Genomic DNA, 24,097 nt, shown 5'->3' with positions numbered 1-24,097 from the left:
ATAATGAACCCAAGCCTGTCTGAATCACCCGAGATGTCACGACGCGGTCTATTGACGTTCGGCCTGTGCGCCAGTGCCTTCCTCGCCACTGCCGGGCTTGGCGCCAGCCTCAGCGGCTGCTCGGCCAGCACCCCGGCCAGCGGTTTTGCGATTCTGCGCAGCGGCGACCTGCCATTTCTACGGGCACTGATCCCGGTGATGCTCGAGGGTGCCGTGGCCGTCGAGAAAATGCCTGTGGCCATCGACGGCACCCTGCAAAGCCTGGATCGCGGTCTCGATCACCTGTCGCCGGAAATGCTCAAGCTGACCCGGCAACTGTTCGATGTGCTCGGCATGGCCATCACCCGTGGGCCGTTGACCGGCATCTGGGGCAGTTGGGAGAACGCCAGCGCCCATGACATCCGGCACTTTCTCAAGCGTTGGGAAAACAGCTCGTTGAGCCTGCTGCGCATGGGCCACAGCTCGCTTGTGCAACTGGTGATGATGGCCTGGTACGGTCGCACCGAATCGTGGGCGCACTGCGGTTATCCGGGGCCGCCGAAGGTTTGAGATTTGCGGTGCCCCATTCGCGGGCAAGCCTCGCTCCTACGGACTGGTCCAAAAAAACTGGACCACAACAGTTTGCTCGCGATTGGCCGCGTAGCGGCCACCTGCGTTTAATCCATAAAAACAAGAGCACCTGATATGCCCGTACCTGATCTGTTTCGCGAGGGCCTGGCCCGTGGCTGGAAAACCCATGACGGCTCGCAACTGGAGCAGGACCTGACGCTGGAAGCGGACGTGGCGATCATCGGCAGCGGTGCCGGCGGCGGCACTACGGCAGAGATTCTCAGCGCCGCCGGCTACAAGGTGCTGCTGATCGAAGAAGGCCCACTCAAGACCAGCAGCGACTTCAAGATGCTGGAGGATCAAGCCTACGCCAGCCTCTATCAGGAAGGCATCGGCCGCATGAGCAAGGACGGTGCGATCACCATCCTGCAAGGCCGCGCGGTCGGCGGCACGACGTTGATCAACTGGACTTCGAGCTTTCGAACCCCGCAGCCGACTCTTGAGCACTGGGCCAAAGAACACAATGTCAAAGGCCACAGCCCTGCCGAGATGGCGCCCTGGTTCGAGAAAATGGAGCAGCGCCTGGGCATCGCGCCGTGGATGGTGCCGCCCAATGCCAACAACGACGTGATCAAGAATGGCTGCGAAAAGCTCGGCTACAGCTGGCATGTGATCCCGCGCAACGTTCGCGGGTGCTGGAACCTCGGTTATTGCGGCATGGGCTGCCCGACCAACGCCAAACAATCGATGTTGGTGACCAGCATTCCGGCAACCCTGGAAAAAGGCGGCGAACTGCTGTATCTGGCCCGTGCCGAACATCTGTTGATCAAAGATGACAAGGTCACTGGCCTGCAATGCGTGGCCATGGATGCACGCTGCGTCGCGCCGACCGGGCGCAGCATCACCGTCAAGGCACGGCACTATGTTCTGGCCGGCGGCGGCATCAACAGCCCGGCGTTGCTGCTGCGTTCCAAGGCGCCCGACCCCCATGAGCGGCTCGGCAAACGGACCTTCCTACACTTGGTAAACATGTCTGCCGGGCATTTCGACGACGTGATCAACCCGTTCTACGGCGCGCCCCAATCGATTTATTCCGACCATTTTCAATGGCAGGACGGCACTACCGGCAAAATGTCTTACAAGCTGGAAGTCCCCCCGCTGCACCCGGCGCTGGCCAGCACCCTGTTCGGTGGTTTCGGTTCCGACAACGCACTGCGCATGGAACAACTGCCCCACACCCACGCCATGCTTGCACTACTGCGTGATGGCTTTCACCCCGACAGCCCCGGCGGCAGTGTCGAGTTGCGCGGTGATGGCACACCGGTGCTCGACTATCAGGTATCACCTTATGCCTGGGATGGCCTGCGCCGGGCCTTCCACAGCATGGCGCAAATCCAGTTCGCCGGCGGCGCAAAGGAAGTCATGCCCCTGCACAACGATGCCCGTTATGTAAAAACCCTGGCGCAAGCCCGCACGCTGATCGACGGTCTGAGCCTTGAGTTGTATCGCACGCGCCTGGGTAGCGCTCACGTGATGGGCGGCTGCGCCATGGGCGAAGACTCGAAAAATGCCGTCTGCGACAGCCTCGGCCGGCATCATCAGTTGGGCAATCTGTCGATCCACGATGGCTCGTTGTTCCCCACCAGCATTGGCGCCAACCCGCAGCTGTCGGTCTACGGACTGACGGCGCAATTGGCGACTTCACTGGCCGAGCGTTTAAAAAACTCGTGAAAAAGCACATTATTCGTATCGTCTATAGTGCTTTCTTCCCCCAAAGGCGACTTGGCCGACCGGGAAGGCTGCGATACCATCCGACTCCCCAACGGACTCCCGCCAGGACGACGCGATGAACCGAGTGTTGTACCCAGGTACCTTCGACCCGATTACCAAGGGCCATGGCGATCTGGTCGAACGCGCCGCGCGCCTGTTCGACCATGTGATCATTGCCGTCGCCGCCAGCCCGAAGAAAAACCCGCTTTTCCCCCTGGAACAGCGTGTGGAGCTGGCCCGCGAGGTCACCAAACATATACCGAACGTTGAAGTCGTCGGTTTCTCCACGCTGCTTGCGCACTTTGCCAAGGAAAAGAACGCCAATGTGTTCCTGCGTGGCCTGCGAGCGGTGTCGGACTTCGAATACGAATTCCAGCTGGCCAACATGAACCGCCAGTTGGCGCCGGATGTGGAAAGCCTTTTCCTCACCCCGTCAGAGCGTTATTCGTTCATTTCTTCGACGCTGGTTCGTGAAATTGCCGCCCTGGGCGGCGATATTGCCAAGTTCGTCCACCCGGCTGTCGCTGACGCCCTGACCCTGCGCTTCAAGAAATAGTCAGGGAACAGCCCATCGCGCCCGCGTGCACTGCGGGCGCCAATGCGGCACAATTGCAGCATTAGTTTTCAGATGCCTGGGCCAGCCGCCCCGGCAGGAGTGCGCCATGTCCCTGATCATCACCGACGACTGCATCAATTGCGACGTCTGCGAACCCGAGTGCCCGAACGCCGCCATCTCGCAAGGCGAAGAGATCTACGTGATCGACCCGAACCTGTGCACCCAGTGCGTCGGCCACTACGACGAACCGCAGTGCCAGCAGGTCTGCCCGGTAGACTGCATCCCGCTGGATGAAGCCCATCCGGAAACCGAAGAACAGCTGATGGCCAAGTACAAGATCATTACTGGCAAGGCGTAAACTTCAGATGATCGTGCGGTTTCGTCAGCTCTGGCAACGCGGGCAATAGACGCTGGCGCGCTGCCCCAGACGAACCTCACGAAGGCCAGTGCCACACACCTTGCAGTGTTCATTGCCACGACCGTAGACGAACAATTCCTGCTGGAAATAGCCGGGCTGGCCGTCGCCACCAATAAAGTCGCGCAATGTGGTGCCGCCGCGCTCGATGGCATGAGCCAAAATGCGTTTGATCTCGATAGCCAGCTTCAGATAACGCGCCCGGGAAATGCCCTTGGCTTCGCGTCGCGGATCGATGCCTGCCGCAAACAGCGCTTCGGTCGCGTAGATATTGCCCACTCCCACCACCACCGTGTTGTCCATGATGAACGGCTTTACCGCCATGGAGCGCCCGCGCGATAGCTGGAACAGCCGCTCACCATCAAACAGGTCGGTCAACGGCTCCGGCCCCAGCCGGATCAGCAGTTCATGATTGAGCGGATCAAGACTCCAGAGCATCGCCCCAAAACGCCGAGGGTCGGTGTAGCGCAAAGCCAGACCCGATTCCAGTTCGATGTCCACATGTTCATGCCTGGCCGCCGGCATGCCGACTTCCACCAGCCGCAAATTCCCCGACATCCCCAAATGGCTGATCAACGTCCCGACCTCGGCATTGATCAGCAGATACTTGGCACGTCTATCGACCGTCACGATGCGCTGCCCGGACAGACGCACATCAAGATCTTCCGGAATGGGCCAGCGCAAGCGGCGGTCACGGACGATCACGCGGCTGACGCGCTGGCCCTCCAGATGCGGTGCGATACCGCGCCGGGTGGTTTCGACTTCAGGTAGTTCAGGCATGGCGCTCTCAGATCAATAAATAGCCGACCACGGCATTGCGCGCTGGCTCTGGCATATGGGCCAAGCAACGATTCTAACCCTTATAAAGTCCGACCCGACACCTCCAACACCCGAAGCAGCGCGCGCTTTCTATAGGAGCGTCGACCGGCGGCTCCTACAGTACATCTGCCCGCACGGCCATTCTTTACACAACGCGCTATACTCCCGCTCTTTTTTCCGGAGCGACGTCATGTCCCTGCCAAGCCTGCGCCTCAAAGCCAACGCCGACCGTCGCCTGCGCAACGGTCACCTGTGGGTCTACAGCAACGAAATCGATGTAGCCGCCACCCCACTGCACGGTTTCAAGGCAGGCGATCAAGCGGTTCTGGAAGCCGCCGGCGGCAAGCCGCTGGGCATCGTCGCCATGAGCCCGAACAACCTGATCTGCGCACGCTTGCTGTCCCGTGACATCAAGTTGCCGCTGGACAAGTCGCTGCTGGTACACCGCCTCAATGTGGCCCTGTCCCTGCGCGAGCGCCTGTTCGACAAGCCGTTCTATCGCCTGGTCTACGGTGATTCCGACCTGATGCCGGGTCTGGTGGTCGACCGTTTCGGCGACATTCTGGTGGTCCAGATCGCTTCGGCGACCATGGAAGCCCATAAAGACGACGTGATCGCGGCGCTGACCCAAGTGATCAAGCCAAGCGGCATTCTGTTCAAGAATGACTCCGCGGCCCGTGATGCCGAAGGCCTCAACCGCTACGTCGAAACCGTCTTCGGTCTGGTGCCGGAGTGGGTTGCCCTGGAAGAGAACGGCGTGAAGTTCGAAGCGCCGGTCATGGAAGGCCAGAAAACCGGCTGGTTCTATGACCACCGCATGAACCGCGCCCGCCTCGCTCCGTACGCCAAGGGCAAGCGCGTACTCGATCTGTTCAGCTACATCGGTGGCTGGGGCGTGCAAGCCGCAGCCTTCGGCGCCAGTGAAGTGTTCTGCGTCGACGCCTCGTCCTTCGCCCTCGACGGCGTCGAGCGCAACGCTGCGTTGAACGGTTTCGCCGAGAAAGTCACCTGCATTGAAGGCGACGTGTTCGAAGCCCTGAAAGAACTGAAAGCCAGCGAAGAACGCTTCGACGTGATCGTCGCCGACCCACCGGCCTTCATCAAACGCAAGAAAGACCTGAAGAACGGCGAAGGCGCCTACCGTCGCCTGAACGAGCAAGCCATGCGCCTGCTCAGCAAGGACGGCATTCTGGTCAGCGCGTCGTGCTCCATGCACCTGCCGGAAGACGATCTGCAAAACATCCTGCTGACCAGCGCCCGCCACCTGGACCGCAATATTCAGTTGCTCGAACGCGGTGGTCAGGGGCCGGACCATCCGGTGCACCCGGCGATTGCCGAAACGCGCTACATCAAGAGCATTACCTGCCGGTTGCTGCCTAACAGCTAAGGCAGCGCCGCTTCGCGGCTGATCGCGAGCAAGCTCGCTCCTACAGGGGTACCCGATGACCTGTAGGAGCGAGCTTGCTCGCGATGCTCTCAGGCAGACACATCCAGATCTACTGTCAAAAAGACTATCCTCCTTGCCTCACGTAACGTTGCTCTTCCAGCCACAGGGAGGACAACGGAATGTCCAAAACACCTCATGCCCATCGCTTACGCACCGGCCGTTTCTCGGACTCCGGACGCATTTATCTGCTCACCGCCGTCACTCATTTGCGCCAACCGCTCTTCCACGATTGGAGCATTGGCCGCCTGGTCGTGAACGAATTTAGAAAAGCTCAAGAAGACGGTGCCGCTGACTCCGTTGCCTGGGTGGTCATGCCAGATCACATTCACTGGCTGGTTGAGTTGCATAACGGCGACTTGCCCAAATTGATGCAAGCAACCAAGTCCCGCTGCGCCCGGGCCATCAACAAAGCAAGAAACAGCCATGAACCTGTATGGCAAAAAGGCTATTTCGACCGAGCACTGCGCCGGGAGGAAGATCTAAAAACCATGGCCCGATACATCGTTGCCAATCCCCTACGAGCCGGATTGGTCATTCATATTGGTGACTATCCGCTTTGGGATGCCATCTGGCTCTAACTGTAGGAGCGAGCTTGCTCGCGAAAAATTAACAGGCGCCGCGGCATATCAGGTATCCCGCGTCATCGTTAACGTTTTTCGCGAGCAAGCTCGCCCCTACAAGGGAAGGCGGCGTACGTCCCGTCATCGCACCATTCCTTCCTGACGCCAGCGGTGTAGAATCACAAGATTCATCGCCAGTCATCCCCCGGCGGGTTTATGAGCTCAGGCTGAGGCGCGCGGCGATCCCGCAGCGTTATCGGCATCTTCCGGGCACACGGCCATTTCTGTGTGTTCCAGACGTCAATAGAAGCTCACGTCCCTTTTGATACCCGATTAGCCGCCCGGAGTGCTCCATGCCTGATTACCGCTCGAAAACATCCACCCACGGCCGCAACATGGCCGGTGCTCGCGCCCTGTGGCGCGCCACGGGGATGAAAGATGACGACTTCAAGAAGCCGATCATCGCCATTGCCAACTCCTTCACCCAGTTCGTACCGGGCCACGTGCACCTGAAGGATCTGGGCCAACTGGTTGCCCGGGAAATCGAACGGGCTGGCGGCGTCGCCAAGGAATTCAACACCATCGCCGTGGATGACGGCATCGCCATGGGCCACGATGGCATGCTCTATTCGCTGCCGAGCCGCGAGATCATCGCCGACTCCGTCGAGTACATGGTCAACGCCCACTGCGCCGACGCCATCGTCTGCATCTCCAACTGCGACAAGATCACCCCCGGTATGCTGATGGCCGCCCTGCGCCTGAACATTCCGGTGATCTTCGTTTCCGGCGGCCCGATGGAAGCCGGCAAGACCAAACTGGCCAGCCACGGTCTCGACCTCGTCGATGCCATGGTGATCGCCGCCGACTCCAGCGCTTCTGACGAGAAGGTTGCCGAGTACGAGCGTAGCGCCTGCCCGACCTGCGGTTCGTGCTCCGGCATGTTCACCGCCAACTCCATGAACTGCCTGACCGAAGCTCTGGGCCTCGCCTTGCCGGGCAACGGTTCGACCCTGGCCACCCACAGCGACCGCGAAGAGCTGTTCCTGCAAGCCGGCCGCACCATCGTCGAACTGTGCAAACGCTACTACGGCGAGAACGATGAATCGGTGTTGCCGCGCAACATCGCCAACTTCAAGGCGTTCGAAAACGCCATGACCCTGGACATCGCCATGGGCGGTTCCACCAACACTATCCTGCACTTGCTGGCTGCGGCCCAGGAAGCCGAGATCGATTTCGACCTGCGCGACATCGACCGTCTGTCCCGCCATGTACCGCAATTGTGCAAGGTCGCGCCGAACATCCAGAAGTACCACATGGAAGACGTGCACCGTGCAGGCGGGATCTTCAGCATTCTCGGTTCCCTGGCCCGCGGCGGTCTTTTGCACACCGACCTGCCGACCGTACACAGCCGCAGCATGGAAGAAGCCATCGCCAAGTGGGACATCACCCAGACCACCGACGAAGCCGTGCATCACTTCTTCAAGGCCGGTCCTGCAGGCATCCCGACTCAGACCGCGTTCAGCCAGTCGACCCGTTGGGAAACCCTGGACGACGACCGTGAAAACGGCTGCATCCGCAGTGTCGAACACGCCTACTCGCAAGAGGGCGGCCTGGCCGTTCTGTACGGCAACATTGCCCTGGACGGTTGCGTGGTAAAAACCGCCGGCGTCGATGAGTCGATCCACGTCTTCGAAGGCAACGCGAAGATCTTCGAAAGCCAGGACAGCGCCGTACGCGGCATCCTCGCCGACGAAGTGAAGGAAGGCGACATCGTCATCATCCGTTACGAAGGCCCGAAAGGCGGCCCGGGCATGCAGGAAATGCTGTACCCGACGTCCTACCTGAAATCCAAAGGCCTGGGCAAAGCCTGCGCCCTGCTCACCGACGGCCGTTTCTCCGGCGGCACCTCGGGCCTGTCCATCGGCCACGCTTCGCCAGAAGCCGCTGCCGGCGGTGCAATCGGCCTGGTACAGGACGGTGACAAAGTGCTGATCGATATCCCGAACCGCTCGATCAACTTGTTGATCAGCGATGAAGAACTGGCGGCGCGCCGGGTTGAACAGGACAAGAAAGGCTGGAAACCGGTCGAAGTGCGTCCACGTAAAGTGACCACCGCATTGAAGGCCTATGCCCTGCTCGCCACCAGCGCCGACAAAGGCGCGGTGCGTAACAAGGCGATGCTCGACGGTCTGTGATTGCTTAGCCGTTGAATAAAAATGCCCCGCCAAGTGCGGGGCTGATCGTTCCCACGCTCCCGCGTGGGAATGCCTCAAGGGACGCTCTGCGTCCAGTGACGCGGAGCGTCACGGGCTGCATTCCCACGCGGAGCGTGGGAACGATCCTCCAGTACCTACTGAATATCTTCAGGCTTGACGATCACCCAGTTCTTGTCCGCCGTCACCACCAGGCCTTCTTTGGCCTGAGCGGCAGCATGCCTGGTCATCATGCCGTTGAGCTGGGTCATGTACTTGTCCTTGCGGTTGACCCACAGGTGTACACCACCCTTGGCCACGTCAACGCTGTGGAACAGCATGTAACCATCGCTGGATGGAGTATCGCCACCCACCAGAACCGGTTTTTTCCACTCGTCGATATAGGTCAGGATCGCTGCCTGTTTGCCGGCCATCCAGGTGGCCGGGGTCCACAGGTAAGGCGTCAACTCCAGGCCCAGGTTGGCTTTCTCGTCATATTTGCCGGCGGTGATCTGCTTGCGTGCGGTGGTCAGCTCGCCGGTCTTGCGATCCTTGAGCAGCGTGCTCACGCCAATCACGTTCTGTGGCTTGACGTTGTAGCCGTACTTCGGATCGGCGGCGACCATCCGCACCAGTTCTTCAGAGGCGGCGGTCATCACATAGACCTCGATACCGTTTTCCATCAGCTTGTTGTACAGCTCGGCCTGGCCGGTGTAGACCTTTGGCGGCTGGACCTCGATGGTCTTGACCACATCGCCGTCGTAATAGGTGCTCGGCACTGGCTTGCCGGAGGCCATCATCTCATCGACGTAGCCTTTGAGTTCTTTGAGGGTGAAGCCTGCGAACACTTGCGCGACCCATGGATAGCAGACCATGTCGTCGACTTCGCAGAGGCGGTAGTAGTAACTGAACAGGCTTTCCTTGTGGTCGGCGGTGTCTTTGAACGGGATCAGCTTCAGGGAAGGATCGAGTGTCTCGCGGGTGATCAGGCCCTTGTTTTCCATGAACGGCAACAAGGACTCTTCCAGGTCGTAGCGGTAACTGGTGTTGTCCATGTCGAACACCGCGAAGTTACCCTTGTTGGCATTGGCCGCGATCATCGCGTCCAGTTGCCTGGCCTGAGCCTCTGGCCAGTGTTTCAACTCGGTGGCAAAAGCCTGGCCGGCAAGGCCAAGGCACAGCGCGGCGGCAAACAACCCCGGAGCGAGCTTCATGTTTATTTTCTCCCTGAATGAAAGTCATCGACGCTAACAAATCCATATGACAGTTCTCTCCTGCGCACGACGGCTTGCGTCCAGATCACGTCATCGACATTCGTTTGAGCGTCAGCGGCTTATTCCAAAAACGACAGCGATCATTCCATCCAGGTATTAATTCATTAGATATCAAGCTGTTAGGCTTGCCGGTTCGCAATCGCCCTGGAACGCGATTGGCACAAGTCTTATCGGAGCCTCAATGAATTTGCCGCTGGTTCTCAATCTGCTGGTATTCCTCGCCTTACTGCTGGGCCTGGCACAAACCCGTCACACCACCTGGAGCCTGGCCAGGAAGGTCCTGTTCGCCCTGGTGCTGGGTGTGATCTTCGGCGTCGCGCTGCACGCCATTTATGGTTCGGACAGCCCGCCCCTGAAAGCCTCGATCGGCTGGTTCGATCTGGTGGGCAATGGTTACGTGCAATTGCTGCAGATGATCGTGACCCCGCTGGTGTTCGCCTCGATCCTCAGTGCCGTGGCCCGTCTGCACAACGCGTCCTCGCTGGGCAAGATCAGCATCCTGACCATCGGCACGCTGCTGTTCACCACCGCCATCGCGGCGCTGATCGGCATCGGCCTGACCAACCTGTTCGGCCTGACTGCCGATGGCCTGGTCGCTGGCACCCAGGAAATGGCCCGCCTGCAGGTGATCCAGAGCGATTACGCCGGCAAGGTCGCCGACCTGAATATCCCGCAACTCCTGCTGTCATTCATCCCGCAGAACCCGTTCGCCGACCTGGCTCGGGCCAAGCCGACCTCGATCATCAGCGTGGTGATCTTCGCCGCCTTCCTCGGGGTCGCCGCGCTGCAGCTGCTGAAGGACGATGCAGACAAAGGCCAGAAAGTGATCAATGCCATCGACACCCTGCAAGCCTGGGTGACCCGTCTGGTGCGTCTGGTGATGAAGCTGACCCCGTACGGCGTGCTGGCGTTGATGACCAAAGTGGTCGCCGGTTCCAACCTGCAAGACATCATCAAGCTCGGCAGTTTCGTGGTTGTGTCGTACATCGGCCTGGGGCTGATGTTCGTGGTTCACGGCTTGCTGGTCTCACTGGCCGGGATCAACCCGCTGCGCTTCTTGCGTAAAGTCTGGCCGGTGCTGACGTTTGCCTTCACCAGCCGTTCGAGCGCCGCGAGCATTCCGCTGAGCATCGAAGCGCAGACTCGTCGTCTGGGCATTCCACAATCGATCGCCAGCTTCGCCGCCTCGTTCGGCGCGACCATTGGCCAGAACGGTTGTGCCGGGCTTTATCCGGCAATGCTGGCGGTGATGGTGGCGCCGACCGTGGGCATCAACCCGCTGGATCCGCTGTGGATCGCAACACTGGTGGCGATTGTGACGTTGAGCTCGGCAGGGGTAGCCGGTGTGGGTGGTGGTGCGACGTTTGCCGCGCTGATCGTGCTACCGGCCATGGGCTTGCCGGTGTCACTGGTGGCGCTGCTGATCTCGGTTGAACCGCTGATCGACATGGGCCGTACCGCATTGAACGTCAGCGGCTCGATGACCGCCGGCGCGATCACCAGCCAGATCATGCAGCAGACCGACAAGAGCCTGTTGGATGCCGATGAGCACGAAGAGCTGGCGCAGGCTTAATCAGATAGATCATTCCCACGCTCTGCGTGGGAATGCCTCTATGGACGCTCCGCGTCCACCGTGACGCAGAGCGTCACGGGCTGCGTTACCACGCGGGAGCGTGGGAACGATCCTAGACGCGTTCCCAAACTTCGAAGTTGTACGCCGGCTTGTCATCCAGCGCCGGGTTCTCGGTGTTGGACACCAGTTTCCACTGCGCCAGATCAAACTCCGGAAACCACGCATCGCCCTCCGGGCTCAGCGCCACGCGGGTCAGGTACAGGCGATCCGCTTGATCCATCCCTTGCGCATACAGCTGCGCGCCGCCAATCAGCATCACCTCATCGGCGCCCTGCTCCAGCGCCCATTCCTGAGCCCGGACCACAGCGGCTTCCAGCGATGGATACACCTCGGCGCCTTCGGGCTGCAGATCGACCTGACGGCTGACCACGATGTTCAACCGGCCCGGCAGTGGACGACCGAGGGAATCCCAGGTCTTGCGACCCATGATGATCGGCTTGCCCAGGGTCGTGGCCTTGAAGTATTTGAAATCCCCCGGCAAGTGCCAGGGCATGCTGTTGTCGACGCCGATCACGCGGTTTTCACCGAGAGCTGCAATCAGGCTGAGAGGGAGAGTTTTTTTCATGGAGGCGAGGATACCAGAGGCTTGCATGCTCGCAACGTGCCCGATCGACGTACAGCGGTTATGCTCTGGGCTCACTTGAGCAATGGGATGCCGCGTGACTGCACTCACCCCGCTGGAAAATCTCTGGCTGACTGAAACCGTGCGCCTGCGCGAAGAACACGCAGGCCCTTTGGAAGATCTTGAAGCCAACCGCCTGGCCCGCAACGCTGGCGGCGACCTGCCGAGCCGAATCCAGTACCGCGCCCTGTGGCTGGCAGAGCGCGATGGCCTGACCAGCGCGCTGCGCCATTGGCTGCAAGGCGCGCGACTGGCGTTGATCGTACTGGCGGTGCTGGCCATCGTCAGTGGCGCCGGTCTGGCGTTTGCGGCGCTGGGCGACGGCCAGGCCCCGGTCAACGTGTTCTGGGCCTTGGGCAGTCTGCTTGGCTTGAACCTGATTCTGCTACTGAGCTGGGCCTTGGGTCTGCTGTTCGCCGGCGAACACGGCGCCAGTCTCGGGCGCCTATGGTTGTGGCTCAGCGAAAAGCTCGCCCGCGACGCCAAAGCCGCGCAACTGGCGCCGGCCTTATTACTGTTGCTGCAACGCAAGAAGCTCAACCGTTGGGCCGTCGGCGTATTGGTCAACAGTCTGTGGTTGCTGGTGTTACTCAGCGCCTTGGCGATTCTGCTGATGCTGATGGCGACCCGGCGCTACGGTTTCGTCTGGGAGACCACCATTCTCAGTGGCGATACCTTTGTCGTCGTGACTCAGACCCTTGGCGCCCTTCCGGCATTATTGGGCTTCAGCGTCCCGACCGTGGAAATGATTCGCGCCAGCGGCGATACCGCGCTGAACATCGAAAGCGCCCGGCAAGCCTGGGCCGCGTGGCTGGTGGGTGTGCTAGTGGTCTACGGAGTATTGCCGCGCCTGATTCTCGCGCTGTTCTGTTGGGCGCGCTGGAAAACCGGCCGCTCGGCCTTGCACCTCGACCTGAACCTGCCCGGCTACAGCCAATTGCGCGAACACCTGATGCCCAGCAGCGAACGCCTTGGCGTCAACGATGCCGCCCCCGAACAATTGCACGCGGTTCAGGGTGGCCTCAGCACATTGGAAAGTGACGGCGCCTTGCTGGTGGCCATCGAGCTGGACGATCAGCGCCCGTGGCCGCCACAGTTGCCGAAAACCGTGAAAGACGCCGGCATCCTCGACAGCCGTGAGTCCCGGCAAAAGCTGCTGGAGCAAATGACCCGTTTTCCCCCGGCACGCCTGACCATTGCTTGCGACCCGCGCCGTTCACCGGATCGCGGCAGCCTGGCGCTGATCGCCGAACTGGCGCGCAACGCCACAGCGACCCGCGTCTGGCTGCTGCAAGCGCCGCCTGGCCAGGCGCTGGATGCCGAACGCCTGGGCGACTGGCACGATGCCCTGCGACAGCTGGAATTGCCGTTCGCCGATTGCGCGCCGTTGAACTGGCTGGAGAGCGGCCATGACTAAGCCTTTGAGGCTCGCGGTGGTCGGCCACACCAATGTCGGCAAGACCTCATTGCTACGGACTCTGACTCGCGACGTCGGCTTCGGCGAAGTCTCCCATCGGCCGAGCACCACCCGGCATGTCGAAGGTGCACGTTTGTCGGTGGACGGCGAAGCCTTGCTGGATCTGTACGACACGCCAGGGCTGGAAGACGCGATTGCCCTGCTTGACTACCTGGAACGCCTGGAACATCCCGGCGAACGTCTTGATGGCCCGGCGCGACTGGCACGGTTTCTCGACGGCAGCGAGGCGCGCCAGCGTTTCGAACAGGAAGCCAAGGTCCTTCGCCAGTTGCTGACCTCGGATGCCGGGCTGTATGTGATCGACGCCCGCGAGCCGGTGCTGGCCAAGTACCGCGATGAACTGGAAGTGCTGGCCAGTTGCGGCAAACCGTTGTTGCCGGTACTGAATTTCGTCAGCAGCGCCAACCACCGCGAACCCGATTGGCGCGAAGCCCTGGCCCGACTCGGGCTGCACGCACTGGTGCGTTTCGATAGCGTCGCGCCACCGCTAGACGGTGAGCGGCGACTCTACGAAAGCCTCGCCCTGCTGCTGGAGAGTTCTCGCGGGCAACTGGAACGGCTGATTGCCGATCAACAAGCGCAGCGTCTGGCCCGCCAGCAAAGCGCAGCACGCTTGATTGCCGAGCTACTGATTGATTGCGCCGCCTGCCGACGCAGTGTGGTCAGCAAAGCCGATGCACAACAGCACGCCATCAGCGAACTGCGCAAAACCATTCGCCAGCGCGAGCAGCGTTGCGTCGAAGCGCTGCTCAAGCTCTACGCCTTCCGCCCGCAGGACGCCGCCGCCAGTGATTTGCCCTTGCTCGATGGCCGTTGGGGCGATGACTTGTTCAACCCCGAAACCCTCAAACAGCTTGGAGTACGGGTGGGAGGCGGGATCGCAGCGGGCGCGGCGGCCGGTGCCGGCGTGGACTTGCTGGTGGGCGGCCTGACCTTGGGCGCCGCCGCGCTAGCCGGGGCAATCGCCGGCGGCGCACTGCAAACGGCCCGCAGCTATGGCAGTCGCTTGCTTGGCAAGATCAAAGGCCAACACGAATTGACCGTCGACGACAGCGTGCTGCGCCTGCTCGCCTTGCGCCAGCGGCAATTGCTCCAGGCACTGAATCTGCGCGGGCATGCGGCGATGGACAGCATCCAGGTCGCCACCCCACAGGACAAGACCTGGCGCGAAGGGAAATTACCGGAGGCTCTGAACAAGGCCCGAGCGCATCCGCAGTGGTCGTCGCTCAATCCTCATGCGCGATTGAGCCAGACGGAGCGCCAGGAACAGGTTGAGGTGTTGGCGCAGCAACTCTGATCGTTCCCACGCTCTGCGTGGTAATGCCTCTATGGACGCTCCGCGTCCACTGTGACGCGGAGCGTCACGGGCTGCATTCCCACGCAGGAGCGTGGGAACGATCGGTGGCTTACGCGCCCAGGCGCTCGTGGCTGACCACGCCAAAACCGCCCATGTTTTGCGCGTCTTGAGCGCAGATATGCCCGATATCGTGAAAGAACGCCGCCAACACCACTTCATCATCGAAACCCTCGGCCATCGCCAGCTGCGCGGCCTGGGACATGTGCTCGATCTGCGACACTGGCTCACCGATGTAATCGTTGTCACCGAACTGCTCATACCAACCGAAGACCTCGGCGATGACCTGCTCACAGTCATTCATTACTACTCCCCCAACAAGGTCGCGACATTACGTTCAGCCATCGCCGGCCCGACACTCATGCCCACACCCGTGTGCATCAGCGCCACGCTCACTCCCGGTGCTGCGCGCAGGAACGAGAACGGCCCAGGCCCGCGAGAACCATAGACGCCTTGCCAGCGCTCAAGCACCTGCACCTTGCAGCCCAGCGTTTGCTCGGCCAGGTCAATCAGCCAGTTGTCCACCCGCTCAGCGTTGAACGGCGAGGGATCACTGCCGTAATGGTGAGAGTCGCCGATGATCAGCTCACCATAGGGCGTCGGGCTGATCAGCAGGTGAATCCCCTGCTCGTGCAGGTGCGGCGATTCGCGAAGAATCTGGGCCTGCACCGCCGCGGCTTCCGGCAAATCGGCAAAGGCGCCGTAATGCACGCAACTCAAGCCGGTCAGCAACGCGTGTTGCAGATTCAGATTGATCTGCGGCCGCGCGCGGAGCATTTGCAGGCGACAGATTTGCGGGTTCAACTCAGCAATTTGTTCGGCCAGCAGCGTCTGATAATCGTGTCCGGAACAGACGATGATCTGTTCGCCACGGAAGTTGCCTGCCGTGCTCTGCAACTGCCCGGGTTCGATGTCGCGAACCAGCGTGGAAAAGTGAAACTCCACACCCAACTCACGGCGCAGGTATTCGATCAGCGCCGGTATCGCCTCGCGAGAATACAGTTGCTGGTCATCCAGTCCGTGCAGCGCCGCACGGTGATGGCTGAACTGGCCCCCGTACAGGTCGCGCAATGCAGTACCGCGCAGCAGTTCAACACGATAGCCGTGCGCCATTGCGCGGCCGCTGCAGAAGGCTTCCAGCAGTTGTTCTTCGGCTTCGTTGCGGGCAAACAGGTACGAGCCGTTGCGCTTGAGTTGCAAACCGGCTGACTGCGCCCATTGGCCCCAGATATCGCGGCTGGCCCGCGCCAGATCAAACATCACCCCCGGCGGCTGACCGGTAACCAGCGCCTGACCGAAGTTGCGCACCGAGGCGCCAAGCGGTGTGGCGCTGCGCTCGAAGACCTTGACCCGCAAGCCACGTTTGGCTGCGGCATAGGCGTGGGACAAACCAAGAATCCCCGCGCCGACAATCAGCATGTCGCTGTGATTAGCCATGTTTTTCTCCCCATGATCGTTCCCACGCTCTGCGTGGGAATGCCTCCATGGACGCTCTGCGTCCACTGTGACGCAGAGCGTCACGGGCTGCATTCCCACGGGGACCGTGGGAACGATCGAACTGACTTACTTGGCGACGACTTTTTCCGACTTGCCGTCATAGCGCTTGCGCCATTCGGTGAGGATGTTGTCGCGGTTTTTCGAGGCCCAGGCGAAATCGTTTTTGATCAGACGCTGCTCATAATCCGCCGGCAGTTCGGTCTGTGGCTTGGCGATACCGGGCTGCGCGAGCACCGCGAAGTTTTCCTTGTACAGCTCCATCGCCGCGGGACTTGCGGAGAAGTCGGCAAGTTTCTTCGCCGCTTCTTCATGAGGCGTGCCCTTGATCAGCGCAGTGGCTTCGATTTCCCAACCCAGGCCTTCTTTTGGCAGGATGATATCCAGCGGCGCGCCTTGGCGTTTCAGCTGCACGGCCGGGTATTCGAAGGAGATGCCAATCGGGAATTCACCGGCTGCCGCCAACTTGCATGGCTTGGAACCCGAATGAACGTACTGGCCGATGTTCTGGTGCAGGTCGTCCATGTACTGCCAGCCCTGCTTCTCGCCGAAGGTCTGCAACCAGGCACTGACGTCGAGAAAACCGGTTCCGGACGACGCCGGGTTCGGCATGACGATCTTGCCTTTGTATTCAGGTTTGGTCAGGTCCTGCCAGCTCACAGGCTTGGTCAAACCCTGCTTCTGGGCTTCGACGGTGTTGAAGCAAATAGTCGCGGCCCAAACATCCATACCGACCCAGGCCGGCGGGTTGGCGGCGTCACGGTAATTGCTGCCGATCTTGCCCAAGTCCTTCGGTGCGTAGCTTTGCAGCATGCCTTGCTGGTCAAGGATCGCCAGGCTCGATGCTGCCAGGCCCCAGACCGCGTCAGCTTGCGGACGGGCTTTTTCGGCCAGCAGTTTGGCGGTGATGATCCCCGTGGAATCGCGCACCCACTTGATTTCGACGTCCGGGTTGGCTGCTTCGAAGGCCTCTTTGTAGGACTTCAGTTGCTCGGCTTCGAGGGCGGTGTACACCGTCAGTTCGGTTTTCGCCGCGAAGGCATTCAAGCTGAAAGCAGTGAGGACAGCAGCGGCAAGAGCCATGGGCTTGAACATGGTGCGGTTCCTTTGTGAGTGCGGATCAGGGTGAGTGGTGGAGCGAATCAGTTGCCGGGCGCGGTTTGCCGCCAGGCCTGGGAGCGACGCAGCAAACCGCGCGAGGCCCAGGCCAGCAGCAGCGAGACGCCTGCCGAGGTGAACAGAATCAGGGTCGACATGGCCGCCGCGCCGCCGACATTGCCGGCGTCGTCCATGTTCAGCACCGCCACCGCCGCGAGGATGGTGTCGGGGCTGTAGAGAAAGATCGCCGCCGAAACCGTGGTCATGGCCGAGACGAACAAGTAGCGAACGATGTCCAGCAGCGCCGGCAGGCAGATCGGCACGGTGACCCGCAGGTAGTGCCGATAGAGCGGTGCTTTGAGTGACAGCGCGGCGGCTTCGAACTCGGCGTCGAGCTGACGCAGCGCGGTGGTGGCGGTCATTTGCGCGGTGGTCAAATAGTGAGCAATGGTGCAGACCACCAGCAGGGTCATGGTGCCGTAGAACACATGCAGCGGATTGCCATTGAGGTTGAAGAAAAACACGTAGCCCAGCCCGAGCACCAAACCTGGCACCGCCATCGGCACAAAACTGAGCATGCGCAGCGCGAGGTTCAAACCGCGCTGCCCCTTGGTTTTTTCCATCAAATAAGCGCCGGTGAAGATCAACCCGCTGCCGATCAACGCCGTGCACAAGGCCATCTTCACGCTGTTTCCGTAGGCCAGCCAGCCACCACCGGCGGTGTCACCGAACTGGTAGTGATTGAGCGACAGCGACAGGTTGTACGGCCAGAACTTCACTAGCGACGAGTACACCGCCATGCCGAACACCAGAAGCAGCGCGGCGCAGATCAGCAATACGATGGCCAGGTAGCAGCCATCACGCAGCCGCGAGGGCGCCGGTTGAAAGACCTGCGCCCGACCGCTCATGGAGTCGCCATGGCGACGTCGCAACCAGGCATCGACGCCGAAACTGAACAGCGCCGGCAGCAATAGCACCATGCCAATCAAGGCGCCACGACCGAATTGCTGCTGGCCGACCACCGCTTTGTAGGCTTCCAGCGCCAGCACCTGATAATCGCCGCCGACCACCACGGGCACACCGAAATCGGTGATGGTCAGGGTAAACACCAGGCAGAACGCAGCGAAAACAGCCTGGCGGGTCGCCGGCCAGGTGATGCTGCGAAACGCCTTGGCCGGGCTCGCGCCCATGCTCGACGCGACGTCGAACAAACGCGCATCGGCCAAGGACAAGGCCGAGAGCAGAATCATCAAAGCATGAGGAAAGGTGTAAATCGCTTCACCAAGGACAATGCCCCAGAAGCCGTAGATGTTTTCCGACACCAGCCCGCGAAGCATCCCCTGGTTGCCGAACAGATAAACCAGGGCGATTCCCGGCAACATCGACGGCGCCATCAGCGGCAACAACGACATCCCGCGCCAGATGCCTTTTGCCGGGATCAACGTGCGCTGCAGAGCGTAGGCAAACAGATAGGCCAGCGGCACGACAATGGCCGCCACGCTGACAGAAACCTTCAGGCTATTGCCCAGCAGCCAGTGAAAATTCGCGCTGGTCACCAGTTCACGAGCGGCTACCAGACCGCCGCCCTGCCCGGCTTCGGCACTGAAGCCACGCCAAAAGATCGCCAACAACGGCATCAGCACCGCAACGCCCAACAGGCATAGCAGCAAAACCTTGCCACCGACCACGAACACCCGGTCGCCAAGTTCGGCGCGGGTGGTTTGCCGAACCTGCTTGTGCGATATCGGCAGGACGACGTGCGCGCTCATCAGGCAAACACCTGCAGGCTGCGTGGCGGCAAGGCGACCATGATGTCCTGGGCGCCGAGGCGTGGCATGTCTTGTGGCGCCAGCTCGGCGAGCAGCGAGTGACCCGGCAATTCGTTGAGTTCGAAGCTCATGCGGCAGCGATTGCCGAGGAAGGTGATCTCGCGGACCTTCGCCGGGAACAGATTCTCTTCATGCACCGGCGGGTTGACGCTGATGGATTCCGGGCGGCAGAACAGACGGCCCGAGACGGCCCGGCCGGAACCCTCGGCCAGCCGTACATGCATGCCGCCGACCTGGGCGTGGCTGTCGCTACTGCGCTGGAACGGTAGCCAATTACCCTGGCCAACGAACTCGGCCACAAACGGCGTCGCCGGCTTGTCGTAAATTTCCTGGGGTGTGGCGTACTGCTCGACCTTGCCGTTGTTCATCACGGCAATCCGGTCGGCCATCAACATCGCTTCGTCCTGATTGTGGGTAACCATCAGGGTGGTGACGCCCAGGTTGCGCTGCATTTGGCGCAGTTCGGTACACAGATGCTCGCGCACCCGGGCGTCGAGGGCCGACATCGGCTCGTCGAGCAGCAGCAACGATGGTGCCGGCGCCAAGGCACGAGCCAGGGCTACGCGCTGCTGTTGACCGCCCGATAGTTGGCCAGGGTATTTCTTTTCGCTGCCGATCAGGCCAACCAGTTCAAGCATCTGCCCGACGCGTTTGCGCACTTCATCGCGGCCACTGCCTGCCAGGCCGTAGGCGATGTTGGCTTCGACGGTGAGATTGGGGAACAGCGCGTAGGACTGAAACAAAATGCCATAGTCCCGGGCTTGCGGTGCAAGGTGGGAAACGTTGCGGGCACCGAGGTACAACTCGCCGCTGTCCTGACGCTCCAGGCCGGCGATGCAGCGCAGCAGCGTAGTCTTGCCGCACCCGGACGGCCCGAGCAGGCACACCAGTTCGCCAGCGGCGACGTCCAGCGAAACGTTATCCAGCGCAGTGAATGCGCCAAAGCGCTTCTGAATGCCGCGCACCTTCATCGGCGTACCGGGAAAGGTCTGAGCAGTTGCGATCGGGTTGTTCATGGACGGGCCTCATCAAGCAGATGAAAGCCATCCTAGAGACTGAATGCGTAGGTCATGTGGCAACGAGGCAAAAGTTGCCGATAGTGGTATTGGTGGATTTGGGTGATCGTTCCCACGCTCTGCGTGGGAATGCAGCCCGTGACGCTCTGCGTCGCAGCCGAAGCGGACGCGGACGCGTCCAGTGAGGCATTCCCACGCGGGAGCGTGGGAACGATCATCGGCGATTCAGCAACCGGCCATCTCCTGCGCCAACCCCAGGAACGCTGCCGGCAGGCGCGCGCCCTTTCGCTCTTTGAGGCAGTACAGATACTCGGAAATCTGCGGCGCGCCTTCGAAGGTCAGCACCCGCAGTTGCGGATCATGAGGCACTTCATGGCGGGCGATGATGCTGATGCCGATGTTGCGCAGCACCGCTTCACGAATCGATTCGCGGCTGCCGATTTCCAGCAACGGGCCGAAACTGACGTTGGCGTTTTGCAGCAGGTCCTCGGTCAGTCGGCGAGTGGTCGAGCCCGGCTCGCGCATCAACAAGGTATGCCCGGCCAATGCGCTGAGTGGAACATGGCCATGGGTCGCCAACGGATGATTGCGATGCACCGCCAACACCAGCGGATCGCTGCCCAACACCCGGCGAATCAGCCGCGCGTCTTCCAGCAACTGCGAAGAGGCGGCAATGTCGACCCGGTACTCCTCCAGGGATTCCAGCACCTGTTGTGAATTGCCGATCTCGACCGAGACCTCAACCTGTGACAAGCGCTCGCGGAAGGTTTTCACCAGATCGAGAATGTAATACGGCGCCGTGGCGGCGATGCGCAGCGTACCTTGGACCTGGCCACTGTTGCGCAGGAAAAACTCGATATCGGCTTCCTGCTGCAACAACGCTTTGACCATCGGCAGCAGCCGCGCGCCTTCATCGCTGACGCTCAAGCGGCGGCCGCCGCGGTAGAACAACTCAACGCAATACTGGCTTTCCAGATGACGAATCTGCGTCGTCACCGTCGGTTGGCTCAGGCCGAGCTTTTTCGCCGCCTGGGTGATGCTGCCCAGGCGGGCGACCATATAAAAAGCCTTCAGCTCGGCACTCAGCACTGCACCCTCTCATTGTCTATTTGCGCAACAGGCGCAAACCATTGAACACCACCAACAGGCTGACGCCCATATCGGCAAAAACCGCCATCCACATCGTGGCGAGGCCTGCGAAGGTTACCCCAAGAAAGATCGCCTTGATGACCAACGCCAACGCGATATTTTGTTTGAGGATGCTCGAGGTCTGCCGAGAGAGACGGACAAATGCCGGAATCTTGCGTAGATCGTCGTCCATCAGGGCGACATCGGCAGTTTCGATGGCGGTGTCGGTGCCAGCCGCGGCCATGGCGAAACCAATCTCGGCTCGAGCCAGCGCCGGCGCATCATTGATGCCGTCGCCGACCATGCCAACCCGATACCCTTGAGCATACAAGGCTTGAACGGCTTGAAGCTTGTCGGTCGGTAGCAGATTGCCCTGAGCCTGATCGATACCAACCTGGGCCGCAATCGCCTGGGCAGTGTGTGGGTTGTCGCCGGTGAGCATCAGCGTCTTGATGCCCAGCTCATGCAACTGCCGGATCGCTTCGCGGCTGGATTCCTTGACCGTATCCGCCACGGCGAACAGCGCCAGTGGGCCAGAGGCATCGAGCAGCAGCACCACCGACTTGCCCTGCTCCTCCAGTGCGAAAAGCTTCTCTTCCAGCGCTGGCGAGCACAGACCCAGTTCTTCCACCAGGCGATGGTTGCCCAGGTGGTAGAGCTGACCACCGATTTCACCGCGCACACCGCGACCGCTCAGGGCTTCGAAGTTATCCACAGCGTGCAGCGTCGGCTGTTTATCCACAGCCGCATTGGCGATGGCCAAAGACACCGGGTGATCCGAGCGGCTGGCCAGGCTGGCGGCAATGGCCGGCGCGATCTCATTGGCTATCGGATCAAGGGACAGATAGTCGGTCTGCACCGGTTTGCCGTGGGTGATGGTCCCGGTCTTGTCCAGGGCCAGGTAATCGAGCTTGTAACCACCCTCCAGATAGACACCGCCCTTGATCAAAATACCTTTGCGCGCCGCCGCCGCGAGGCCGCTGACGATAGTCACCGGGGTGGAAATCACCAAGGCGCAGGGGCAAGCGACAACCAGCAGCACCAGTGCCCGATAGATCCACTCGAACCAGACTCCGCCCATGAACAACGGCGCAACCACCGCCACAGCCAAGGCGAAGATGAACACCACCGGCGTGTAGACCCTGGCGAAGGTGTCGACAAAACGTTGAGTCGGCGCGCGTGCGCCCTGAGCCTGCTCGACGGCGTGAATGATCCGCGCCAGGGTCGAGTGATTGGCCGCAGCCGTCACTTTGTATTCCAGAGAGCCGGACTGGTTGATGGTGCCGGCGAAGACCTTATCGCCGACGCTTTTCTCGATCGGCAGGCTTTCACCGGTGATCGGTGACTGATCAATGGTCGAACTACCGGACACCACTTCACCGTCCAGACCGATACGTTCGCCAGGACGAACCCGCACCAACGCGCCCAATTCGATGGTTTTCACCTCGCGTTCAAACCAACTGCCGTCAGCTTGCTGCACGGTGGCCTGTTCCGGGGTCATCTGCATCAGGCCGCTGATGGCATTGCGCGCGCGGTCGAGGGATTTGGCTTCGATCAGCTCGGCCACGGTGAACAGGAACATCACCATCGCCGCTTCAGGCCATTGGCCGATCAACACCGCACCCGTCACGGCGATGCTCATCAACGCATTGATGTTCAGGTTGAAATTTTTCAGGGCAATCCAGCCCTTTTTATAAGTAGCGAAACCGCCACTGAGGATCGACACCAGTGCGACCAACGCCACGACCCAGGTCGGTGCTGCACTGGTGAAGTGGATCACTTCGGCTACCAAAGCACCGATACCGGACAACGCCAGCGGCCACCAGGGCTTTTTTGCCGGTATCGGGATTGCTACCTCAGCATCGGATCCCGGCTCGATGGGCTCGGCTTGCATGCCCAGGGACTTGATCGCCTCAACGATAGGTGCAGTGGACGCCAGGTCATGAGTGACGCCCAGCACCCGGTTGATCAGGTTGAACTCCAGTTGCTGCACACCCGAAAGCTTGCCGAGTTTGTTCTGGATCAGTGTCTGCTCCGTCGGGCAGTCCATCGCCTCAATGCGGAAACTGCTCAGGCGTGCCCCGGCAGTGGGCGCTTCGCTGAGCTTGATCAGCGACGGCGCTTGAGCCGTCGAACAGCAGGAATGCTGATGGCTGGCGTGATGGTGCTTATCGACTGGCCGGAGCTTTTGCCCGTGATCGTGATCAGCATGCTGATGGTCAGCATCGGGTTTGTGGGTGTGGATGGAATCGCTCATTGGGTCGCGTCCGAAAAGGTGCCTGTTGCCAAGTGAACACCCTGTAGCCACTATAGGGTCAAGCAGCCAATGGAGATGATCTGAAATGAAAATAGGTGAGCTGGCGAAACTGACTGACTGTCAGGTCGAAACCATCCGTTATTACGAACGCGAAGGCTTGCTGCCGCCACCTGCGCGCAGTGAAGGCAATTATCGGTTGTACACCCAGGCCCACACCGAACGGCTGACCTTTATCCGCAACTGCCGAACCCTGGACATGACCCTCGAGGAAATCCGCAGCCTGCTGGGTTTGCGCGACAGCCCGCAAGGCCAGTGCGAAAGCGTGAATGCCTTGATCGACGAGCACATCCTCCACGTCAAGGCGCGAATCGACGGCTTGCTGGCCTTGCAGGAACAACTGCTCGACCTGCGCCAACGCTGCAGCGAAGGGCCGGGTATCGATCAGTGCGGGATTTTGCAGCGTCTGGAAGTGAGTGGCTCAGTGGTGGCCAGTGAAGCCGAGCATTCACATGTGGGCAGAAGCCACGGGCATTGAGGACGCCATCGCGGGCAAGCCTCGCTCCTACAGGTTCGATGTGATTCCGTAGGAGCGAGGCTTGCCCGCGAT

The 24,097-nt window shown here is 60.9% G+C and carries 20 protein-coding genes and 1 pseudogene; 11 read left to right on the top strand and 10 right to left on the bottom strand.

Annotation, left to right across the window (positions count from 1 at the left end; translation table 11 throughout):
- The first annotated feature begins 3 nt into the window (after positions 1-3).
- The 4 genes from AC07O1_RS05555 to AC07O1_RS05540 all read left to right on the top strand — a co-directional run bounded on the left by AC07O1_RS05555 (position 4) and on the right by AC07O1_RS05540 (position 3,233).
- Positions 4-549 (top strand): twin-arginine translocation pathway signal protein, encoded by a 546-nt coding sequence (locus AC07O1_RS05555; RefSeq protein ID WP_495088152.1) that lies wholly within the window; start codon positions 4-6, stop codon positions 547-549.
- Positions 550-684: 135 nt separating this feature from the next.
- Positions 685-2,280 carry a GMC family oxidoreductase gene (locus AC07O1_RS05550; protein ID WP_495088151.1) on the top strand — a complete coding sequence of 532 codons (1,596 nt, stop codon included), beginning with the start codon at positions 685-687 and terminating at the stop codon, positions 2,278-2,280.
- A gap of 115 nt (positions 2,281-2,395) precedes the next feature.
- On the top strand, positions 2,396-2,875 hold the full coding sequence (coaD, locus tag AC07O1_RS05545) for a pantetheine-phosphate adenylyltransferase (RefSeq protein WP_494990740.1): 480 nt from the start codon (positions 2,396-2,398) through the stop codon (positions 2,873-2,875).
- Between the two features lie 106 nt (positions 2,876-2,981).
- Positions 2,982-3,233, top strand: coding sequence for a YfhL family 4Fe-4S dicluster ferredoxin (locus tag AC07O1_RS05540; RefSeq protein WP_489069174.1), 252 nt, complete (start codon positions 2,982-2,984; stop codon positions 3,231-3,233).
- A gap of 24 nt (positions 3,234-3,257) precedes the next feature.
- On the opposite strand, the gene mutM is transcribed toward AC07O1_RS05540, so the two are convergent.
- Complete coding sequence (gene mutM / locus AC07O1_RS05535; RefSeq protein WP_495088150.1) at positions 3,258-4,070, bottom strand: bifunctional DNA-formamidopyrimidine glycosylase/DNA-(apurinic or apyrimidinic site) lyase; 813 nt, start codon at positions 4,068-4,070, stop codon at positions 3,258-3,260.
- Between the two features lie 229 nt (positions 4,071-4,299).
- On the opposite strand from mutM, the gene AC07O1_RS05530 reads away from it, so the two are divergent.
- The 3 genes from AC07O1_RS05530 to ilvD all read left to right on the top strand — a co-directional run bounded on the left by AC07O1_RS05530 (position 4,300) and on the right by ilvD (position 8,311).
- Positions 4,300-5,496: a class I SAM-dependent rRNA methyltransferase gene (locus AC07O1_RS05530; RefSeq protein WP_495088149.1), complete on the top strand. Its 1,197-nt coding sequence runs from the start codon at positions 4,300-4,302 to the stop codon at positions 5,494-5,496.
- 179 nt (positions 5,497-5,675) lie between these two features.
- Positions 5,676-6,134 (top strand): REP-associated tyrosine transposase, encoded by a 459-nt coding sequence (locus AC07O1_RS05525; RefSeq protein WP_495013088.1) that lies wholly within the window; start codon positions 5,676-5,678, stop codon positions 6,132-6,134.
- Between the two features lie 335 nt (positions 6,135-6,469).
- Positions 6,470-8,311 carry a dihydroxy-acid dehydratase gene (gene ilvD / locus AC07O1_RS05520; RefSeq protein WP_494990744.1) on the top strand — a complete coding sequence of 614 codons (1,842 nt, stop codon included), beginning with the start codon at positions 6,470-6,472 and terminating at the stop codon, positions 8,309-8,311.
- 155 nt (positions 8,312-8,466) lie between these two features.
- On the opposite strand, the gene AC07O1_RS05515 is transcribed toward ilvD, so the two are convergent.
- On the bottom strand, positions 8,467-9,522 hold the full coding sequence (locus AC07O1_RS05515) for an HAD family hydrolase (protein ID WP_495022720.1): 1,056 nt from the start codon (positions 9,520-9,522) through the stop codon (positions 8,467-8,469).
- 241 nt (positions 9,523-9,763) lie between these two features.
- On the opposite strand from AC07O1_RS05515, the gene AC07O1_RS05510 reads away from it, so the two are divergent.
- Positions 9,764-11,155: an L-cystine transporter gene (locus AC07O1_RS05510; protein ID WP_495088148.1), complete on the top strand. Its 1,392-nt coding sequence runs from the start codon at positions 9,764-9,766 to the stop codon at positions 11,153-11,155.
- A 112-nt stretch (positions 11,156-11,267) separates the two neighbouring features.
- On the opposite strand, the gene AC07O1_RS05505 is transcribed toward AC07O1_RS05510, so the two are convergent.
- Positions 11,268-11,780 carry a dihydrofolate reductase gene (locus AC07O1_RS05505; protein ID WP_495088147.1) on the bottom strand — a complete coding sequence of 171 codons (513 nt, stop codon included), beginning with the start codon at positions 11,778-11,780 and terminating at the stop codon, positions 11,268-11,270.
- A gap of 94 nt (positions 11,781-11,874) precedes the next feature.
- Here AC07O1_RS05505 and AC07O1_RS05500 point away from each other — a divergent pair, with 94 nt between their 5' ends.
- Together AC07O1_RS05500 and AC07O1_RS05495 are read left to right on the top strand one after the other, a co-directional pair.
- Complete coding sequence (locus tag AC07O1_RS05500; protein WP_495088146.1) at positions 11,875-13,254, top strand: DUF2868 domain-containing protein; 1,380 nt, start codon at positions 11,875-11,877, stop codon at positions 13,252-13,254.
- Positions 13,247-14,611 (top strand): GTPase/DUF3482 domain-containing protein, encoded by a 1,365-nt coding sequence (locus AC07O1_RS05495; protein WP_495088145.1) that lies wholly within the window; start codon positions 13,247-13,249, stop codon positions 14,609-14,611. Before AC07O1_RS05500 ends, AC07O1_RS05495 begins: the two co-directional genes overlap by 8 nt.
- 112 nt (positions 14,612-14,723) lie before the next feature.
- On the opposite strand, the pseudogene AC07O1_RS05490 reads toward AC07O1_RS05495, so the two are convergent.
- The 7 genes and pseudogenes from AC07O1_RS05490 to AC07O1_RS05460 form a co-directional block, all read right to left on the bottom strand.
- Positions 14,724-14,972, bottom strand: a pseudogene (locus AC07O1_RS05490) (HD domain-containing protein); the annotation flags it as partial.
- 2 nt (positions 14,973-14,974) lie between these two features.
- A complete protein-coding gene (locus AC07O1_RS05485) occupies positions 14,975-16,105 on the bottom strand; it encodes a TIGR03364 family FAD-dependent oxidoreductase (RefSeq protein WP_495088144.1) in 1,131 nt (376 codons plus the stop codon).
- Positions 16,106-16,231: 126 nt separating this feature from the next.
- Positions 16,232-17,257 carry a putative 2-aminoethylphosphonate ABC transporter substrate-binding protein gene (locus tag AC07O1_RS05480; RefSeq protein ID WP_495088143.1) on the bottom strand — a complete coding sequence of 342 codons (1,026 nt, stop codon included), beginning with the start codon at positions 17,255-17,257 and terminating at the stop codon, positions 16,232-16,234.
- A 47-nt stretch (positions 17,258-17,304) separates the two neighbouring features.
- The gene (locus AC07O1_RS05475) at positions 17,305-19,029 is read right to left on the bottom strand and encodes a putative 2-aminoethylphosphonate ABC transporter permease subunit (RefSeq protein WP_495088142.1); all 1,725 of its coding nucleotides are present in this window, start codon (positions 19,027-19,029) and stop codon (positions 17,305-17,307) included.
- The gene (locus tag AC07O1_RS05470) at positions 19,029-20,105 is read right to left on the bottom strand and encodes a putative 2-aminoethylphosphonate ABC transporter ATP-binding protein (RefSeq protein WP_494990754.1); all 1,077 of its coding nucleotides are present in this window, start codon (positions 20,103-20,105) and stop codon (positions 19,029-19,031) included. The genes AC07O1_RS05475 and AC07O1_RS05470 overlap by 1 nt, the downstream gene beginning before the upstream one ends.
- Positions 20,106-20,330: 225 nt before the next feature.
- Positions 20,331-21,194 (bottom strand): LysR family transcriptional regulator, encoded by an 864-nt coding sequence (locus AC07O1_RS05465; protein WP_495013079.1) that lies wholly within the window; start codon positions 21,192-21,194, stop codon positions 20,331-20,333.
- Positions 21,195-21,210: 16 nt separating this feature from the next.
- Entirely contained in the window at positions 21,211-23,490 is a 2,280-nt protein-coding gene (locus AC07O1_RS05460) for a heavy metal translocating P-type ATPase (protein ID WP_495088141.1), read from the bottom strand.
- Positions 23,491-23,575: 85 nt separating this feature from the next.
- Between AC07O1_RS05460 and cadR the strand changes: the two genes are divergently transcribed.
- Positions 23,576-24,025: a Cd(II)/Pb(II)-responsive transcriptional regulator gene (cadR, locus tag AC07O1_RS05455; protein WP_495013077.1), complete on the top strand. Its 450-nt coding sequence runs from the start codon at positions 23,576-23,578 to the stop codon at positions 24,023-24,025.
- The last annotated feature ends 72 nt before the right edge of the window (positions 24,026-24,097 follow it).

It is taken from the genome of Pseudomonas sp. GW821-FHT07G10 (genome assembly GCF_059418545.1).
The sequence above is the reverse complement of the archived record's forward strand: the minus strand, read 5'-3'. Positions and strand labels throughout refer to the sequence as shown.

Coding starts and splice junctions, on each gene's coding strand:
- AC07O1_RS05555 (WP_495088152.1), top strand. CDS start 4: ATGAACCCAAGCCTGTCTGAATCACCCGAGATGTCACGACGCGGTCTA.
- AC07O1_RS05550 (WP_495088151.1), top strand. CDS start 685: ATGCCCGTACCTGATCTGTTTCGCGAGGGCCTGGCCCGTGGCTGGAAA.
- coaD (WP_494990740.1), top strand. CDS start 2,396: ATGAACCGAGTGTTGTACCCAGGTACCTTCGACCCGATTACCAAGGGC.
- AC07O1_RS05540 (WP_489069174.1), top strand. CDS start 2,982: ATGTCCCTGATCATCACCGACGACTGCATCAATTGCGACGTCTGCGAA.
- mutM (WP_495088150.1), bottom strand. CDS start 4,070: ATGCCTGAACTACCTGAAGTCGAAACCACCCGGCGCGGTATCGCACCG.
- AC07O1_RS05530 (WP_495088149.1), top strand. CDS start 4,300: ATGTCCCTGCCAAGCCTGCGCCTCAAAGCCAACGCCGACCGTCGCCTG.
- AC07O1_RS05525 (WP_495013088.1), top strand. CDS start 5,676: ATGTCCAAAACACCTCATGCCCATCGCTTACGCACCGGCCGTTTCTCG.
- ilvD (WP_494990744.1), top strand. CDS start 6,470: ATGCCTGATTACCGCTCGAAAACATCCACCCACGGCCGCAACATGGCC.
- AC07O1_RS05515 (WP_495022720.1), bottom strand. CDS start 9,522: ATGAAGCTCGCTCCGGGGTTGTTTGCCGCCGCGCTGTGCCTTGGCCTT.
- AC07O1_RS05510 (WP_495088148.1), top strand. CDS start 9,764: ATGAATTTGCCGCTGGTTCTCAATCTGCTGGTATTCCTCGCCTTACTG.
- AC07O1_RS05505 (WP_495088147.1), bottom strand. CDS start 11,780: ATGAAAAAAACTCTCCCTCTCAGCCTGATTGCAGCTCTCGGTGAAAAC.
- AC07O1_RS05495 (WP_495088145.1), top strand. CDS start 13,247: ATGACTAAGCCTTTGAGGCTCGCGGTGGTCGGCCACACCAATGTCGGC.
- AC07O1_RS05485 (WP_495088144.1), bottom strand. CDS start 16,105: ATGGCTAATCACAGCGACATGCTGATTGTCGGCGCGGGGATTCTTGGT.
- AC07O1_RS05480 (WP_495088143.1), bottom strand. CDS start 17,257: ATGTTCAAGCCCATGGCTCTTGCCGCTGCTGTCCTCACTGCTTTCAGC.
- AC07O1_RS05475 (WP_495088142.1), bottom strand. CDS start 19,029: ATGAGCGCGCACGTCGTCCTGCCGATATCGCACAAGCAGGTTCGGCAA.
- AC07O1_RS05470 (WP_494990754.1), bottom strand. CDS start 20,105: ATGAACAACCCGATCGCAACTGCTCAGACCTTTCCCGGTACGCCGATG.
- AC07O1_RS05460 (WP_495088141.1), bottom strand. CDS start 23,490: ATGAGCGATTCCATCCACACCCACAAACCCGATGCTGACCATCAGCAT.
- cadR (WP_495013077.1), top strand. CDS start 23,576: ATGAAAATAGGTGAGCTGGCGAAACTGACTGACTGTCAGGTCGAAACC.